The organism is Methylorubrum sp. B1-46, assembly GCF_021117295.1.
Taxonomy (GTDB): Bacteria; Pseudomonadota; Alphaproteobacteria; order Rhizobiales; family Beijerinckiaceae; genus Methylobacterium.
The window spans coordinates 416,752-429,679 of sequence record NZ_CP088247.1 but is presented as its reverse complement, the minus strand read 5'-3'; the positions used below and the strand labels follow the sequence as shown (position 1 = coordinate 429,679).

Genomic DNA, 12,928 nt, shown 5'->3' with positions numbered 1-12,928 from the left:
GTTTCCTCGAAACCCGAGCGCGTCGCCTATTCGCGGCGCCGCCGGCTTTCGAGGAGACGTCATGGTCGATCTGATCCCCCGCGAGCACCTGTTCGGCAACCCGACGCGCTACGGCCATCAGATCAGCCCGGACGGGCGCCGTCTCGGCTGGGTGGCGCCCCACGAGGGCGTGCTCAACATCTGGTCCGCGCCGATCGACGATCTCGACGCGGCCAAGCCCGTTACCGCCGACCGGCGGCGCGGCATCGACGCCTACGCCTTCGCCTATGACGGGCGGCATCTGCTCTACGTTCAAGACGCGGACGGCGATGAGAATCACCACCTCTACGCTGTGGATCTCGAAACGGGCGAGCGGCGCGACCTGACGCCGATTCCGGGCATCGCCGCGGCAATCGTCGGCCTCAGCCGCATCGTGCGCGACCGGGTGCTGGTGGCGATCAACGACCGCGACCCGCGCTTCCACGAGTTGCACAGCATCGATCTCGCCACCGGCGAGCGCAGCCTAGTCGCCGAGAATCCCGGCTTCGCCGGCTTCCTGATCGATGAGCGCTACGCGGTGCGCTTCGCCTTCCGCAACCTTCCAGATGGTTCGAGCCAGTTGCTTGCCCCGGACGGCGCCAACTGGAAGCCGTGGCTCACCTTCCCACCCGAGGATGCCCGTGTTTCCGGCGCGGAGAACCTCGATGCCGCCGGCACGGCTCTGTTCTGCCGCGACAGCCGCGGCCGCAACACCGCTGCGCTGACCCGGATCGATCTCGCCACCGGCGAGACACGCGTGATGGCGGCGCACGAAGAGGCGGATATCGGCGCCGTGCTGCAGGATGCCGAGACGCACGAGCCCGTGGCCTACGCGGTGACGCATGCCCGCAAATCCTGGCACGTGCTCGATCCGCGCTTCACCGACGACTTCGCCTTCCTCGAAACGAAAGGGCTCGGTGACTGGTATCCGGCGAGCCGGACCGAGGACGATTCGCTCTGGATCGTCGTCGCGCGGGCCGACACCCGCGTCGGCGAGGCGGCGATCTACGACCGGCGGGCGAAGACGCTTCGTTCGCTCGGCAGCGCCCGGCCGGAGCTGGAAGGAGCGCCACTCGCGGCCATGAGCCCGGCGATCATCCGCTCCCGCGACGGGCTCGATCTTGTCTCCTACCTCACCCGTCCACTCGGCGCCGACGGCCCCGGCCCGCTGGTGCTTCTCGTCCATGGCGGCCCGTGGGCCCGCGACAGCTTCGGCTTCGATGGCATCCATCAATGGCTGGCCAACCGCGGCTATTCCGCGCTCAGCGTCAATTTCCGCTCCTCGACCGGCTTCGGAAAGGCGTTCCTCAACGCGGGTGACCGCGAATGGGGCCGGCGGATGGACGACGACCTCAGCGACGCCGTCGCCTGGGCGGTGGCGCAGGGCGTGGCCGACCCGGCCCGCGTCGCGATCATGGGGGGCAGCTACGGAGGCTACGCCACGCTGCTGGCGCTGACTCGCAACCCGGAAGCGTATGCCTGCGGGATCGACCTCGTCGGCCCGGCCAACCTCGAAACACTGGTGCGGACGATCCCGCCCTACTGGGAGGCGATGCGGGCGCAGCTCCATCGCGCCATCGGCGATCCGGACACCGAGGAGGGCATGGCATTGATCCGCGAGCGCTCACCGGTCTACTTCGCCGACCGGATCAAGGCGCCGCTGCTGATCGTGCAGGGGGCGAACGATCCGCGGGTGAAGCAGGCCGAGTCCGATCAGATGGTCGCCGCGATGGAGCGGGGCGGCATCCCCGTCACCTATCTGCTGTTTCCCGATGAGGGCCACGGCCTCGTGCGCCCGGCGAACCGCCTGGCCTTCTTCGCCCGCGCCGAAGATTTTCTCGCACGCCATCTCGGCGGGCGCTGCGAGCCGATACGCGAATCGGAGTCGGCCGGAACGTCGATGCAGGTGATGCGGGAGGGGTGAACCGCTGCGGCGCCCGAAGCGGCGGGCATTGCCCCCTGGATTGCTCCGGTTCCGCCTCGCAATGCCGTGAAAAATCGTCTTCGCGGTCATTGCGAGCGAAGCGCAGCAATCCAGCCGCGCTCCGCTTGCTGATCGAAAACGACCGTGCCGATCGCTTCCGCAGGCACGGCCTTTATCTCGGCGTGGACACCGCGTTACGCGTCGAGCGGCTGATCCTCGTCCTCGTCGTCGATATCCACGAGGAAGACGATGTCGGCCTCTTCCTCGTCGTCCGAGCCGTCACCCTCGGCCGCATGCTGCTCGTCGGGCTCGAAATCGCCTTCGCCGTCATCGGCGGCAAGCGCGTCCTCGAACTCCTCGATCTCGTCCTCGGTGGATTTGCGCACGGTGAGCGCCGAGGTGCCGTTCCAGATCGGACGGCCGGCGGTGGTCATCGAGCGGATGTCCTCCTTGAAGCCGTCGCAGGTGAACAGGTCGCGGGCGGTCGCCTCGTCGCCGTTGATGACCGCGATCGCCGTGCCGTCGATCTCGAGCGTGAACATCGGGAACGTCCTCGAAGGAGGGAAAAGAGCCGCAGGCCGACAGGCGGCGCTGCGCGAAGAACCCAGGCTGACCGGGTCCGGCGGCGCTTGTAGGACGTCGGGACGGGATTCGTCGATGGGTCTTACGAGATTACGCGCCGCTGCCGCGGGCGATGGCCCGTTTCACGACGGCCTGCACCTCGCGGTTCGACAGGAACAGGTCGTGATTGAAGAGGCCGCCGCCGTAATCGGAGGCGTCGGCCACGCGTACGCCCAGTGACTCCAGCCGCTCTCGGTCGGCGGCGCCTGCGCGGACGACGCCGCCGGCGATGGCGCCCGACAGTTCGAGGGCCCGGTCGTTGGTGGCCGAGATCACGGTGATGCGCTTGGCGTCCGGCCCCAGGCGCTCGACGCCGTTGGCGAAGAGGTCGATGTCGATGTCGGGGGCGGCAAGCACCACCGCGCCGATGCGGGCGACCGCCACCTCGCCGGCTTCGACCCGCAACATGCGCAGGGTCTCCAACGTGAGGAGCGTCCCCATCGAGTGGGCGACGATGTGGATGCGCCCGCCGCTCGGCGTCGTCGCGACCGTCTTCAGAAGGTCCTCGAAAGCGTCGCGGGACCACAGCGCGCTCTCGCGGTCGTAGCCGTAATCGAAGGTCGCCGCCGCCGAGGGCCAGGTGAACAGGGCCGAGGCGCCGTTGAAGCGGATCCCGTCGGAGAGACGCGCGGCGCTGATCGCGGCGGATTCGAAGCTCTCGCGGTAGCCGTGGACGTAGATCAGCACATCGCGGCCGAAGGTGGATTGGGCGAAGGCGGCCGCCGCGCCGGGGCCCGTCGTAACTTCGCCGACGGATCGGACCCCCCAATCACCGCCCACCACCGCCGAGACCTTGCCGATCAGCGAGCGATCCGGCGCCGACATGCGCGCCTCGGCAAAGCTGAGGCCCCGCCCGCGCTCGGAGCCGAAGAACGGGGCCTTTGGCGGGCTGCCGGAGACCGGACGACGGGTGGTGGCGACGAGGAGCACCGGGCTCACGTCGAGCGCGGACTGCGTCTCGCCGACCGTGCCGGTGGCGAGCCCGTCCATCACGCAGGCCGACAAGGCGGGGGAGAGGCCGGCCACGCCGGCCAGACCCATCAGGCGCAGGAGGGAGCGGCGTGTCGCGTCGGAGGGCTGCATGACCGGTCTCAGGTCCCCGAAAAATCCCGTTCCGGTAGCAGGCCGGTGCTGGGCGCTCCTCCTTCGCGCAGGATCTTGGCCGTGGCGGGGCACGATTGGGATTTTGGGCACTCGACGCCCGCGCGACGCCCCGGCATGAAGGAGCCATGAGCGCGACCCTTCCCGACATGGACACAATCCGCGAGCGTCTTCTGGCCGGCGACCGGGCGGCTTTGGCCCGCGCCATCACGCTCGCCGAGTCGCGCCGGGCCGATCACCGGGCGGCGGCGCGCGACCTCATCGACGCGGTGCTGCCGCAGACGGGCCGCGCGATCCGGGTCGGCATCACCGGCGTGCCGGGCGTCGGGAAATCGACCACGATCGACGCCCTCGGCGCGCTGCTGACGGGCGCCGGGCACAAGGTGGCGGTGCTGGCGGTCGATCCCTCCTCGACGCGCACCGGCGGCTCGATCCTCGGCGACAAGACCCGGATGGCGCGGCTCGCCATCGATCGCAACGCCTTCATCCGGCCCTCGCCTTCTTCGGGCACGCTCGGCGGCGTGGCGGCGAAGACCCGCGAGACCATGCTGCTGTGCGAGGCGGCGGGCTTCGACGTGATCCTGGTCGAGACCGTCGGCGTCGGCCAGTCGGAGACGGCGGTGGCCGACCTCACCGATTTCTTCCTCGTGCTGATGCTGCCGGGGGCGGGCGACGAGCTTCAGGGCATCAAGAAGGGCATCCTCGAACTCGCTGACATGATCGCCGTCAACAAGGCCGATGACGGCGAGGGCGAACGCCGGGCCAACGCCGCGGCCTCTGAGTACCGCGCTGCGCTCCACATTCTGACGCCGCCCTCGGCCACCTGGACACCGCCGGTGGTCACGATCTCCGGCCTGCACGGCAAGGGGCTCGACGGCCTGTGGAGCCGGATCGAGGATCACCGTGCCAAGCTGACCGCGACCGGCGAGATCGCGAAGAAGCGGCGCGAGCAGGATGTGAAATGGATGTGGGCCCTCGTGCACGAGCGGCTGCACCAGCGTCTGGTCGGCAGCGCCGAGGTACGCCAAGCCACCGCCGAGGCCGAGCGGGCGGTGGCCGGCGGCGAGCACTCGCCCGCCGCCGGCGCCGACGCCATCGCAACCTTGATCGGATTGTGAGCCGCCTGCTCGTCACGGGATTCGGCCCGTTTCCCACGGTGCCCGACAATCCGAGCGGGCGCCTCGCGCGGCGGCTGGCGGCCTCGCCGCATCTGCGTCGCATCCTCGGGGCTACGCCGGACTGCCTCGTGCTCGACACCCGCTACGGCGCCCTCGACAGCGAGCTCGCCCCCGCCTTGGCGAGACGGCCCGAGGCCGTGCTGATGATCGGCGTCGCCGCGAGTCGCTCTCGCGTCTGCGTCGAGACGCGGGGCGTCAACCGGGTGAGCCGGCTGTTTCCCGATGCGAGCGGCGCGGTCGGCCGGACGCTCGCCTTCGATCCCGGCGGTCCGACGCAGCGGCGCAGCCCCGCGGCGGCGCAGGTGCGGGTGGCGCTGCGGCGGGCCGGCCTCGACGCTGCGACCTCGCGCGATGCCGGGCGCTACCTGTGCAACGCGTCGTACTATCGGGTGCTGGAGCAGGGCTGCCCGGCGGTCTTCCTGCACATCCCGATGCCGCCGCGCACGCGCCGGCCGAAAGCCGGGGGACGGCGCCGCCGGCCCGCGCTCGACTGTTGGGCCGCAGCGTTTGCCGAGGCTGCGCGGGTGCTCGCCGTGCGAGGCAGGGCGCGCCCGTCAGCCCTGAATCAGGCCCATTCGCGCTGGGCGAGCTTCGCCTCGTAGGCGTCGATCGCCGGAGCCTTCTGGTCCAGCGTTAGGCCGATCTCGTCGAGACCGTTGAGCAGGTTGTGCTTGCGGCCCTCGTCGATGTCGAAATGCAGGGTGCCGCCGTCGGGACCCTTGATGGTCTGCGCCGCGAGATCGATCGTCAGCGTCGCGTTGGAGCCGCGCTCGGCATCCTCGAACAGCTTCTCCAGATCCTCCGGCGGGACGACGATGGCCAGGATGCCGTTCTTGGCGCAGTTGTTGAAGAAGATGTCGGCGAAGCTCGTGGAGATCACGCAGCGGATGCCGAAATCGGCCAGCGCCCAGGGCGCGTGCTCGCGCGACGAGCCGCAGCCGAAATTGTCGCCGACCACGAGGATCTTGGCGTTGCGGTAGGCCGGCTGGTTGAGAACGAAATCCGGGTTTTCCGAGCCGTCGTCGTTGTAGCGCATCTCCGAGAACAGGCCCTGGCCGAGCCCGGTGCGCTTGATCGTCTTGAGATACTGCTTGGGGATGATGCGGTCGGTGTCGATGTTGATGATCCGCATGGGCGCGGCGACGCCCTCCAGGGTCGTGAACTTTTCCATCATGCTTCTCGAAATCGTCGTCGGATGCCGGGTACAGATTTCCCGGCCTCGATCCGCCGGTATCTAGCAGTCGAATCGCCGGGCCGGTAGACGGTCACTTTACGACCGGCACCGGACTTGCCTTATGATAGGAACAGTCGAGGGGGGAGCACGCGGACGATGGCCGACACGTCAGACACCTTCAAGAAGGCCCCCAAGCGCAAGCCCTCCAAGGGCAAGAGCGTGTCCGTCTCGCCCGAGATGCGCCAGGCCTATGCCGACCTGATCAAGGAGCGCGAGGATAAGGAACAGGCCTATGGCCGCCACCTGCGCAAGGACGAGCCGCGCCGCTGACGGCGCGACCCCTCACACCGCCCTAAGGGCCGGCCCGCGCCGGACGAAGCCGACGATGTCCTTGACCGCGTCGAGCGTCGGAGCGGCGATCGCTTCCGCACGACCGGCACCGTCGGCGAGCACGGAGTCGATATAGGCCGGATCGGCCACCAGCCGCTTCATCTCGGCACCGATCGGAGCCAGCGTCTCCACGGCGAGATCGACGAGCGCCGGCTTGAAGCTGGAGAATTGCGCGCCGCCGAAATCCTTCAGCACCTCGTCGCGGGTGATGCCGCGAAGCGCCGCGAAGATGCCGACGAGGTTGTCGGCCTCCGGACGCCCGGCCAAGCCCGCGGTCTCCGAGGGGAGGGGCTCCGGATCGGTCTTGGCCTTGCGCACCTTCTGCGCGATGGCATCGGCGTCGTCCGTGAGGGCGATGCGCGAATACTCGGACGGGTCCGACTTCGACATCTTCTTGGTGCCGTCGCGGAGCGACATCACCCGCGCCGCCGGTCCGCCGATCAGCGGCTCGGTCTGCGGGAAGAACTGCTCGCCGTGCCCGTGGGCCAGGATCGACTGCGCAAAGTCGTTGTTGAACTTCTGGGCGATGTCGCGGGTCAGTTCGAGGTGCTGCTTCTGATCCTCGCCGACGGGCACGTGGGTCGCCCGGTAGGCCAGGATGTCGGCGGCCATCAGCACCGGGTAATCGTAGAGACCGATCGAGGCGTTCTCCCGATCCTTGCCGGCTTTGTCCTTGAACTGCGTCATGCGGTTGAGCCAGCCGAGGCGCGCGACGCAGTTGAAGATCCAGGCGAGCTCCGCGTGCTGCGGAACTTGGGACTGGTTGAAGACGATGGAGCGCTTCGGGTCGATGCCGGCGGCGAGGAAGGCGGCCGTGACTTCGCGGATCTGACCTTTGAGCGCCTGCGGATCCTGCCACATCGTGATCGCGTGGAGATCGACCACGCAGTAGAGGCATTGCGCGTCGCGCTGCTGCATCTCGACGAAGCGCTTGATGGCGCCGAGATAGTTGCCGAGGTGCAGGTTGCCGGTCGGCTGGACGCCGGAAAACACGAGTTCGGTGAACGCGGCCATCGGCGCGGGTCCCTGGAAAGAAGGTCCGGGCCGAGGCGATCTCGCATCCCGCTTGAAGCGGCGGTTACTGGCACCGCCGACGGCGGCGGGTCAAGCAGGATGAACCGCACCCTCCCGCCCTGTCCGAACCCGAATTTCCGGTGTCGGGCCCGCCCGGCGAGGGTATGAGACCACCACGTCGGACCTGCACTCCGAATCTTATCTCGCCTCGGGTCGAGCGACCGCCTCGTCCTGCCGGTCTTCGCAGGCCGTTCGCGCCGCGTAGGCGTTCATGATCGCCGACAACAGGCCGGGAAAGCGCGCGTCCACCTCGGCACAGCGCGAGTGGTTGCGCATCTCGACGCCGTGCCGCTCACAACGAATCAAGCCAGCCTCGCGCAGAACCTTGAAATGGCTTGAGAGCGACGATTTCGGGATGACCTGATCGCCCACCGACGACACAGCCGAGCAAGCCTCGACACAGCCCGCCTTCGTGATCCGGGCGAAGATCGCCGCCCGCCGCGGATCGGACAGGGCGTGCAAGATCGCCTCCGGTCGGACGTCCTCAATCGCAGGGTGAAACAGCGGCCTCATGATTCATCCATATGGGGGCTTGAACCCCGCTCCCATAGTTCCGAATTCCCGAACTATGGGACTGAGGCCTCCATGTCGGAGCTGTCCCATATCGAAGGGATAGCACAGATGTCGAAGCTTGAGGGCAAGGTCGCGGTGGTGACCGGCGCATCGAAGGGAATCGGTGCGGCGATCGCCAAGGCGCTGGCGAAGGACGGTGCAGCCGTCGTCGTCAACTACGCGTCGAGCAAGGCCGGTGCGGTTGCCGTGGTCGCGGCCATCACCGAGGCCGGAGGCAGAGCCGTCGCGGTTCAGGCCGACGTTTCCAAGGCTGAGCAGGCTCAGGGCCTGATCGACGCCGCCGCGCAGCAATTCGGCCAGCTCGACGTGCTGGTGAACAATTCCGGCGTCTACGAATTCGCGGCGATCGAAGAGGTGACGGAGGAGCATTACCGCCGTCTGTTCGACATCAATGTGCTGGGCGTGCTGCTCGCGACGCGGGCGGCCGCGCGGCACCTCGGAGAGGGCGGCAGCATCATCAACATCTCGTCGGTGGTCACCGACGTGAACATGCCCACGAGCGCGGTCTATACGGGCACGAAGGCGGCGCTGAACGGGATCTCGGGCGTGCTCGCCAACGAACTTGCTCCGCGCAAGATCCGGGTCAATACGGTCAGTCCCGGCTACGTCGTGACCGAGGGCACGCACACGGCCGGCATCGCCGGCTCCGAAATGGAGGCCGGCATGGTCGCGCAGACGCCGCTCGGCCGCGTCGGGCAGCCGGACGACATCGCCCGGGTCGTGGCCTTCCTCGCCTCCGACGACGCCCGTTGGGTGACCGGAGAGGTCATCAACGCCAGCGGCGGCGTTCGCTGAGGGTGCCCCCTCTTCGCCAGCTGCGACAGCAAAGTCGCCGCTGACACGGTGGACCGGATTGCACGCCCCCTCTCCCCGTCTGCGAGGATCGAGGAGGAGGGGGCGTGCCCCTCGTCCGCAGCGTTGCGAAGGCCTTCAGAAGACCTGAGCCCCGCCCTCGCTCCGCTTCGGCGCGCCCGGCACGCCGGCTTCCGTGTCCGCCCGGTCGGCGGCGCGCTTGTCGAGCGCCCGCTCCACGACCTTGGCGAGCCCGACCATGATCTTGTCGAGTTCGTAGTCCTTCGGCGTATAGACGGCGGTGACGCCCATATTCTTGAGCACCAGCTCGTCCTCGGTGGAGATGATGCCGCCGACGACGACCGGGACGTGGTCGAGCCCGGCCTCGCGCAGCTTCGCCTTCACCTCACGCACCAGCGGCACATGGCTGCCGGACAGCACGGAGAGGCCGATGACATGGGCCCCGCGCTCCTTCGCCTTGGCAACGATCTCGGTCGGCGTTTGGCGGATGCCGTCATAGGTCACGTCGAAGCCGACATCGCGGGCGCGGAGCGCGATCTGCTCGGCGCCGTTGGAGTGGCCGTCGAGGCCCGGCTTGCCGACGACGAGCTTCGGCGTCTCGCCAAGCCGCTCGCCGAGATCGGCGATGAGCAGGCGCGCCTCTTCCGCTGCGCCCGAGGTGACGGTCTCCAGCGTCACGCCAGTCGGCGCGCGGTACTCGCCGAAGACCTCGCGCAGGCGCTGGCCCCACTCGCCGGTGGTGACACCGGCCTTCGCCGCCGCGATGGAGGGCGGCATGATGTTGGTGCCCGAGCGCGCGGCCTGCTCCAGGTCGTCGAGCGCCTGACGGACTGCGCGGTCGTCGCGCTTGGAGCGCCACTCGCGGATGCGCGCCTCGGCTTCCATCTCGACCGTCTCAGAGACGGTGAAGATCGCGCCGTCGCCGGCAGTGAGCGGCGAGGGCTCGCCCTGCTGCCACTTGTTGACGCCGACGACGATCTGCTCGCCCTTCTCGATCGCGGCGATGCGCTTGGCGTTCGATTCCACCAGCGCCCGCTTCAGCTCGCCCGCCTCGACCGCCGTGACCGCGCCGCCGAGTTCGGCGATCCGCTTCAGCTCTGCGCGGGTCTGCTCTTTCAGCGCCTCGACGCGGGATTCGATCACCGTCGAGCCGTCGAAGATGTCGTCGTATTCCAGCAGGTCGGTTTCAAAAGCGAGGATCTGCTGCATCCGCATCGACCATTGCTGATCCCACGGTCGCGGCAGGCCGAGCGCCTCGTTCCAGGCCGGCAGCTGCACCGCGCGGGCGCGGGCGCGCTTCGAGAGCGTGACCGCCAGCATCTCGATGAGGATGCGGTGCACGTTGTTCTCAGGCTGCTGCTCCGTCAGCCCGAGGGAGTTCACCTGCACGCCGTACCGGAAAATCCGCTTCTTGGCGTCGGTGATGCCGTAGCGCTGTTGGGCGATTTCGTCCCACAATTCGGCGAACGCCCGCATCTTGCAGATCTCTGTGACGAACCGCATCCCGGCATTCACGAAGAACGAGATGCGGCTGAACACGTCCGAGAAGCTGGCCTCGTCGAAGTCGGGGTCGTCGCGCACGGTGTCGAGCACGGCGATGGCGATGGCCAGCGCGTAGGAGAGTTCCTGAACCGGCGTCGCCCCCGCCTCCTGCAGGTGGTAGGAGCAGACGTTCATCGGGTTCCACTTCGGCACGTTCTTGGTCGTGAACAGGATCACGTCCTTGGTGAGCCGAAGCGAAGGCGCGGGCGGGAACACGTAGGTGCCGCGCGAGAGATATTCCTTGATAATGTCGTTCTGCGTCGTGCCCTGAAGCGCGGCGATCGGCGCGCCCTGCTCCTCGGCCACCGCGAGATAGAGCGACAGCAGCCACGGCGCCGTGGCGTTGATCGTCATCGAGGTGTTCATCTGCGACAGCGGGATCTGGTCGAACAGGGTCCGCATGTCGCCCAGATGCGCGATCGAGACGCCGACCTTCCCGACCTCGCCGCGGGCGAGCTCGTGGTCCGGGTCGTAGCCGGTCTGGGTCGGCAAATCGAAGGCGACAGAGAGGCCGGTCTGGCCCTTGGCGAGGTTGCCGCGATAGAGCTTGTTCGACTCCGCCGCCGTGGAATGGCCCGCATAGGTGCGGATGATCCACGGCTTGTCGCGCTTGACCTCGGCGACGCTCGCTTGCGCGCTCATCCCACTCGACTCCCTGATCCGATGCGATTGCGCGCCTCGAGGCGCGGCTGTTGGCCGGCACCGTAGCGAAGCCGCCGCGGCTCGTCATCTGGGAGAAAGGTCGGGGGTGCCGGCCTCAAGCCCTGGAAAAACTTGATCCGGCGGTGAAGCGGATTTGTCTTGGCTGCGTCGGACCGGGCAAGACCGATCCGTTCCGGCTTCCCTCAAATCCACGGGACCTATTTGTCAGCAAAGCGACAGATGCATCGCTCCGTCGCAGATCCGAACGGCTCCAAGCTCGGCCTCGCGCGTTGGGCCGGCAACGTTCGCACGGCTGACCGCTGGTTGCGACGCTCGCCCGCAGAGGCATCGGCAAGGAGAAGCACGCGATGACAGACCAGAGCCCACGCCTCACGACGGCGTTCGGAAACCCGGTTTCCGACAACCAGAACTCGCTCACCGCCGGCCCGCGCGGACCGGTTCTGATGCAGGACTACCACCTCATCGAGAAGATGGCTCACTTCAACCGGGAGCGGATCCCGGAGCGGGTCGTCCACGCCAAGGGCTACGGTGCCTACGGCACGTTCCGCCTCACGAAGTCGCTGTCGGAGTTCACCCGCGCCAAGGTGCTGACCGAGGTCGGCCGGGAGGTGCCGATGGTGGCGCGTTTCTCCACGGTCGGCGGTGAATCCGGCTCGGCCGACACCGCCCGCGACCCGCGCGGCTTCGCCCTCAAGTTCTACACCGAGGAGGGCAACTGGGATCTCGTCGGCAACAACACGCCGATCTTCTTCGTGCGCGACGCGATCAAGTTCTCCGATTTCATCCGCACGCAGAAGCGCGATCCGCGCACGCACCTGAAGCCGCACTGGAGGCGCTGGGATTTCTGGAGCCTTTCTCCGGAGGCGATCCATCAGGTGATGTTTCTGTACTCGGATCGCGGCACGCCGAAGTCGGCCCGCTTCATGAACGGCTACGGCTCGCACACCTTCTCGCTCTGGAACGACCGCGGTGAGCGCTACTGGGTGAAGTTCCACTTCCACACCCAGCAGGGCATCCAGAATTTTTCGGCCGACGAGGCCGACGAGGTTGCGGGCAAGGACCCGGATTATTCATCCGCCGACCTGTCGAACGCGATCGAGCAGGGCGACTTTCCGAAATGGAAGGTCTCGGTGCAGATTATGCCGGAACTGGAGGCCGACACCTACCGCATCCATCCCTTCGACCTCACCAAGGTCTGGCCGCACGGCGACTATCCACTGATCGAGATCGGCGAGATGGAGTTGAACCGCAATCCCGACAATTACTTCGCCGAAATCGAGCAATCGGCTTTCGAGCCCTCGAACGTGGTGCCCGGCATCGGCTTCTCACCGGACAAGATGCTGCAGAATCGGGTGCTCTCCTACGCCGACGCCCACCGCTACCGGCTCGGCGTGAACTACCAGCAGATCCCGGTGAACCAGCCGAAGAACGCCGCGGTGCAGACCTATCACCGCGACGGCGCCATGCGCACCGACGGCAACCACGGTGCCCAGGTCGATTACGAGCCGAACTCCTTCGGCGGCCCGAAGCAGGATCCGTCGTTCGCCGAACCGCCCCTGCGCATCCGCGGCGATGCCGGCCGCTACGGTTGGCCGGGCGACGACGAGGACCTCTATGGCCAGCCTCGTCTGTTCTGGACCAAGGTTCTCGACGAGGGCGGTCGCAAGCGGTTGGTCGAGAACATCGTCACCTCCATGGGTGACAGCCCACGCAACATTCAGGATCGGATGATCGCGCACTGGTTCAAGGTGCACGAGGATTTCGGTCGCGGCGTCGCTCAGGGGCTTGGGATCGACACCACGCGCGTTGCCGCCGAGTAGCGAATTCAAGTTAATTTTGAATACAGAGGCATCGACT

The 12,928-nt window shown here is 67.7% G+C and carries 12 protein-coding genes; 6 read left to right on the top strand and 6 right to left on the bottom strand.

What is annotated here, in order from left to right:
* Positions 1–61: 61 nt before the first annotated feature.
* Positions 62–1,942, top strand: a complete 1,881-nt coding sequence (locus LPC10_RS02110) for a S9 family peptidase (RefSeq protein ID WP_231345255.1) — start codon at positions 62–64, stop codon at positions 1,940–1,942.
* Positions 1,943–2,136: 194 nt separating this feature from the next.
* Here the strand turns inward: LPC10_RS02110 and LPC10_RS02105 are convergent, their stop codons facing one another.
* A complete protein-coding gene (locus tag LPC10_RS02105) occupies positions 2,137–2,484 on the bottom strand; it encodes a hypothetical protein (RefSeq protein WP_231345254.1) in 348 nt (115 codons plus the stop codon).
* Between the two features lie 130 nt (positions 2,485–2,614).
* A complete protein-coding gene (locus LPC10_RS02100; protein WP_231345253.1) occupies positions 2,615–3,646 on the bottom strand; it encodes an alpha/beta hydrolase in 1,032 nt (343 codons plus the stop codon).
* 146 nt (positions 3,647–3,792) lie between these two features.
* Here LPC10_RS02100 and meaB point away from each other — a divergent pair, with 146 nt between their 5' ends.
* On the top strand, positions 3,793–4,782 hold the full coding sequence (gene meaB, locus LPC10_RS02095; RefSeq protein ID WP_231345252.1) for a methylmalonyl Co-A mutase-associated GTPase MeaB: 990 nt from the start codon (positions 3,793–3,795) through the stop codon (positions 4,780–4,782).
* The gene (locus tag LPC10_RS02090; protein WP_231345251.1) at positions 4,779–5,444 is read left to right on the top strand and encodes a peptidase C15; all 666 of its coding nucleotides are present in this window, start codon (positions 4,779–4,781) and stop codon (positions 5,442–5,444) included. Before meaB ends, LPC10_RS02090 begins: the two co-directional genes overlap by 4 nt.
* On the opposite strand, the gene leuD is transcribed toward LPC10_RS02090, so the two are convergent.
* A complete protein-coding gene (gene leuD / locus LPC10_RS02085; RefSeq protein WP_108938454.1) occupies positions 5,408–6,013 on the bottom strand; it encodes a 3-isopropylmalate dehydratase small subunit in 606 nt (201 codons plus the stop codon). The genes LPC10_RS02090 and leuD overlap by 37 nt on opposite strands.
* 159 nt (positions 6,014–6,172) lie before the next feature.
* On the opposite strand from leuD, the gene LPC10_RS02080 reads away from it, so the two are divergent.
* Positions 6,173–6,346 (top strand): hypothetical protein, encoded by a 174-nt coding sequence (locus LPC10_RS02080; RefSeq protein ID WP_162940415.1) that lies wholly within the window; start codon positions 6,173–6,175, stop codon positions 6,344–6,346.
* 12 nt (positions 6,347–6,358) lie between these two features.
* Here LPC10_RS02080 and trpS read toward each other — a convergent pair whose 3' ends face one another.
* A complete protein-coding gene (gene trpS / locus LPC10_RS02075) occupies positions 6,359–7,420 on the bottom strand; it encodes a tryptophan--tRNA ligase (RefSeq protein ID WP_166058226.1) in 1,062 nt (353 codons plus the stop codon).
* Between the two features lie 198 nt (positions 7,421–7,618).
* Positions 7,619–7,993, bottom strand: a complete 375-nt coding sequence (locus LPC10_RS02070; RefSeq protein WP_231345250.1) for a helix-turn-helix transcriptional regulator — start codon at positions 7,991–7,993, stop codon at positions 7,619–7,621.
* A gap of 108 nt (positions 7,994–8,101) precedes the next feature.
* Between LPC10_RS02070 and LPC10_RS02065 the strand changes: the two genes are divergently transcribed.
* On the top strand, positions 8,102–8,848 hold the full coding sequence (locus LPC10_RS02065; protein ID WP_231345249.1) for a glucose 1-dehydrogenase: 747 nt from the start codon (positions 8,102–8,104) through the stop codon (positions 8,846–8,848).
* A 135-nt stretch (positions 8,849–8,983) separates the two neighbouring features.
* Here LPC10_RS02065 and LPC10_RS02060 read toward each other — a convergent pair whose 3' ends face one another.
* On the bottom strand, positions 8,984–11,050 hold the full coding sequence (locus LPC10_RS02060; RefSeq protein ID WP_231345248.1) for a protein meaA: 2,067 nt from the start codon (positions 11,048–11,050) through the stop codon (positions 8,984–8,986).
* A 368-nt stretch (positions 11,051–11,418) separates the two neighbouring features.
* Here LPC10_RS02060 and LPC10_RS02055 point away from each other — a divergent pair, with 368 nt between their 5' ends.
* A complete protein-coding gene (locus tag LPC10_RS02055; protein ID WP_231345247.1) occupies positions 11,419–12,891 on the top strand; it encodes a catalase in 1,473 nt (490 codons plus the stop codon).
* Positions 12,892–12,928 lie beyond the last annotated feature (37 nt).

What these genes read in the sequence shown, in the direction of transcription:
- LPC10_RS02110 (WP_231345255.1), top strand. Translation starts at nt 62, where the DNA reads ATGGTCGATCTGATCCCCCGCGAGCACCTGTTCGGCAACCCGACGCGC.
- LPC10_RS02105 (WP_231345254.1), bottom strand. Translation starts at nt 2,484, where the DNA reads ATGTTCACGCTCGAGATCGACGGCACGGCGATCGCGGTCATCAACGGC.
- LPC10_RS02100 (WP_231345253.1), bottom strand. Translation starts at nt 3,646, where the DNA reads ATGCAGCCCTCCGACGCGACACGCCGCTCCCTCCTGCGCCTGATGGGT.
- meaB (WP_231345252.1), top strand. Translation starts at nt 3,793, where the DNA reads ATGAGCGCGACCCTTCCCGACATGGACACAATCCGCGAGCGTCTTCTG.
- leuD (WP_108938454.1), bottom strand. Translation starts at nt 6,013, where the DNA reads ATGGAAAAGTTCACGACCCTGGAGGGCGTCGCCGCGCCCATGCGGATC.
- LPC10_RS02080 (WP_162940415.1), top strand. Translation starts at nt 6,173, where the DNA reads ATGGCCGACACGTCAGACACCTTCAAGAAGGCCCCCAAGCGCAAGCCC.
- trpS (WP_166058226.1), bottom strand. Translation starts at nt 7,420, where the DNA reads ATGGCCGCGTTCACCGAACTCGTGTTTTCCGGCGTCCAGCCGACCGGC.
- LPC10_RS02070 (WP_231345250.1), bottom strand. Translation starts at nt 7,993, where the DNA reads ATGAGGCCGCTGTTTCACCCTGCGATTGAGGACGTCCGACCGGAGGCG.
- LPC10_RS02065 (WP_231345249.1), top strand. Translation starts at nt 8,102, where the DNA reads ATGTCGAAGCTTGAGGGCAAGGTCGCGGTGGTGACCGGCGCATCGAAG.
- LPC10_RS02060 (WP_231345248.1), bottom strand. Translation starts at nt 11,050, where the DNA reads ATGAGCGCGCAAGCGAGCGTCGCCGAGGTCAAGCGCGACAAGCCGTGG.
- LPC10_RS02055 (WP_231345247.1), top strand. Translation starts at nt 11,419, where the DNA reads ATGACAGACCAGAGCCCACGCCTCACGACGGCGTTCGGAAACCCGGTT.